This window comes from Microcystis sp. M_QC_C_20170808_M3Col (assembly GCF_007095505.1).
In the GTDB taxonomy this organism is placed as follows: Bacteria; Cyanobacteriota; Cyanobacteriia; order Cyanobacteriales; family Microcystaceae; genus Microcystis.
Genome location: NZ_SFBY01000147.1, coordinates 1 through 2,653, shown reverse-complemented (window position 1 = coordinate 2,653; position 2,653 = coordinate 1). Strand labels below are relative to the sequence as shown.

4 protein-coding genes and 1 pseudogene are annotated in these 2,653 nt (G+C 42.4%); 2 read left to right on the top strand and 3 right to left on the bottom strand.

The features are described 5' to 3' along the window. Nucleotides 1-129 precede the first annotated feature (129 nt). Together EWV84_RS22810 and EWV84_RS06940 are read left to right on the top strand one after the other, a co-directional pair. Nucleotides 130-234, top strand: a pseudogene (locus EWV84_RS22810) (bluetail domain-containing putative surface protein); the annotation flags it as partial. 186 nt (nucleotides 235-420) lie between these two features. Beyond that, a complete protein-coding gene (locus EWV84_RS06940) occupies nucleotides 421-744 on the top strand; it encodes a HesB/IscA family protein (protein ID WP_287077397.1) in 324 nt (107 codons plus the stop codon). On the opposite strand, the gene mraY is transcribed toward EWV84_RS06940, so the two are convergent. The 3 genes from mraY to mutT are packed head-to-tail and all read right to left on the bottom strand — an operon-like array spanning nucleotide 745 to nucleotide 2,540. Then, a complete protein-coding gene (gene mraY / locus EWV84_RS06935; RefSeq protein WP_287077395.1) occupies nucleotides 745-1,812 on the bottom strand; it encodes a phospho-N-acetylmuramoyl-pentapeptide-transferase in 1,068 nt (355 codons plus the stop codon). Nucleotides 1,813-1,857: 45 nt separating this feature from the next. Further along, nucleotides 1,858-2,121: a DUF3134 domain-containing protein gene (locus EWV84_RS06930; RefSeq protein WP_002766063.1), complete on the bottom strand. Its 264-nt coding sequence runs from the start codon at nucleotides 2,119-2,121 to the stop codon at nucleotides 1,858-1,860. Continuing rightward, the gene (mutT, locus tag EWV84_RS06925; RefSeq protein WP_287077393.1) at nucleotides 2,118-2,540 is read right to left on the bottom strand and encodes an 8-oxo-dGTP diphosphatase MutT; all 423 of its coding nucleotides are present in this window, start codon (nucleotides 2,538-2,540) and stop codon (nucleotides 2,118-2,120) included. Before mutT ends, EWV84_RS06930 begins: the two co-directional genes overlap by 4 nt. Nucleotides 2,541-2,653: the final 113 nt, after the last annotated feature.

Below are 2,653 nucleotides of genomic sequence, written 5' to 3'. Positions count from 1 at the left end.
GTGTTTCGTTTAAACTCAGTTAGAGAATGAATGTCTTTTGAAAGGTTGAGCATTATCCTAGCAGACAAAACGCATTTAACTATATGCTACCTTAAATTAAGTCCCCTGTGACAAATACCGGCTCCTCTCACTGCTGGCTTCCAATCCAGCAATGATTTATTAATAAATATCACTGGATTTACCGGTACTTTACCAGCTTTGGGGAGCATTAATGTTAGTAGCTTCTTTATCTAAGTGTCTAAGCTCTCCTTCTAAGTCACCTAGAAAACGGGTTTCTCGGAGAAACCCGTTTTCTCTGTTAAAAATTGTCAGCTACTCCCGCCATTTATTAGTCACATATTTCTTAACATAAAGTTGGACAACAACTATGGTATAACTTCACAAGAACTTGATATTATTATTACAATAGTCTCAAAAACAATGATCGAATTAAGTCCCGCTGCCGCTAGAGAAATTGAACGTTGGAGTCAAAGCCGTCGCCTAGGGGGTTCCTATCTGCGTTTGGCCGTAAAAAACGGTGGTTGTTCGGGACTTCACTACCATCTCGAATTAACCGATATTGCGGGAGAAAACGATCGCTTTTATCAAAGTCAGGGTATTAATATTTTAGTCGATCCTGACAGCGATCGCTACCTACAAATTTTTAAATTAGACTATTCAGAAGATCTCATGGGTGGTGGTTTCCGTTTTACCAATACCAACGCCCAAAATACCTGCGGTTGTGGTCTTTCCTTTAGTGCCTAATTAACTACTCCAAATAGCCAAGACAACTAAAAGCGCATTAACCAGATAAAATGCTCCCACAATCCGGGTTTCCGTCCAACCACTTAATTCTAAATGATGATGAAAAGGAGCCATTTTTAATAATCTTTTGCCCTTGCCATCGGGTCCTTTTGTAGCTTTATAATAACTAACCTGAGCGATTACCGAAAGAGATTCCAGAAAGAACAGACCACTAATTAAAAATAATCCCCAGAGATGTCCGGCAATTAAACCCACCGCAGCTAAAGCACCTCCCAAAGCGAGGGAACCCGTATCACCCATGAACACCTTAGCGGGGTTGCGGTTATGAAAAATGAAGCCTAGACAAGCACCACTAAAACAAGCGCAGAAAATCGCTAAATCCGGATGACTAGGAGCGATAATAATACCTAAACCCAAAAAAGCGATCGCAGCTGTTCCCCCCGCTAATCCATCCACCCCATCGGTGAGATTAGTGGCGTTACTTTCAGCCACAAGGACAAATCCCGCCAAAATCCAGAAGAAAAAGCCCAAAGGAATCACTAATCGACCCCAAAGGGTGATATCGGTACTCACCTGATTGACCAACATCCAGAGGCAAAAAAGCGCCGCCCCCGTTATCTGTAAAATTAACTTCATCTGGGGAGATAGGCCTTTATTCGACTTATAACGCAGAATTTGCCAATCGTCTAACCAACCGATACCCATGTAAACAAAGGTCAGCAAAGCAACCGCTACCACATTAGGAGTGAATTTAGACCAGATTAAAGCGAAAATAAGGGCTACTGGCACAAAAAAGCTGCCTCCCATTGTCGGGGTTCCTGCTTTCTTTAAATGAGCTTGGGGGCCATCTTCGCGCATAATCTGACCCATTTTCAAGCGCCGCAGCATCGGCACTACCCAGCAACCAAGACCACCACTGATTAATGTCGTGGCCATCAGGGGGGGTAAAAGGGAATTAGTGGACTGAAAAAAAACTACTAACAGAAATAGTAATCCCGTTAGTAGAATCAGGAGATGGGTTCCAGTGGGTTTTTTAAGAATGGAAGCGGAAAAAAAGTTAGCGTTCACGACTAAAGCGCCAGATAAGGGGAAAATTTGCCAAAGAAGACGGGATTAATCTTCATCTAAGACTAATTCATCCTCGTCGTCATCATAACCGATATCATCGACATCCATGAGTTCAGATAGTTCCACATCTTCTTCGAGAGTGAGATCTGGTTCCGCGACTTTATCCCGGGGAATCATGCGATTATTTTTTTCTAACCACTCAACAATGGAAGCGTCTTTTTTTAGGGGAATAACCGCGGCCGGTTCGTAGCGGGGTTCTTGACGAATAGAAGGATTAAGCATAATCACTCGACGATTAACAGCAATCATTTCGAGTTTACCATGTCTTTTAAGGCTCTGATAATCTCTTGATTGGCCGCGGGGAAAGTGTAATTATCTAGTTCCTGGATAGTTACCCAGCGGATTTCTTCACATTCGATCGCTCTCCCTTGGCCGCTGAGATAACGACAGTTATATACTTGTAGATTAACCCGAAAATGACTATAGGTGTGATCGATAGTGATTAAATGACTATCAACTGCGATTTCAATGCCAATTTCTTCTAATATCTCCCGTTTAATACATTCCTGTACCGTTTCATTGCCTTCGATTTTGCCACCGGGGAATTCCCAAAAACCGCCCAAGAGTCCCTTGGCTAGACGGCGATCGATTAAAATTAAATCTCGATCATCTCTAATTACGGCCACACCGATTTGTTTAGAAGCTAAAGAGTCTGTTTCTGGAATCATCGAAAATTTTGGGTCTGAAACCCCGTCGTTCTACGACGGCTTTACCGTTAAATACTAGCGCATTTACCAAATATATGCTAAAATGTGAGACATGGAAAAAGCCTATTCGTTTC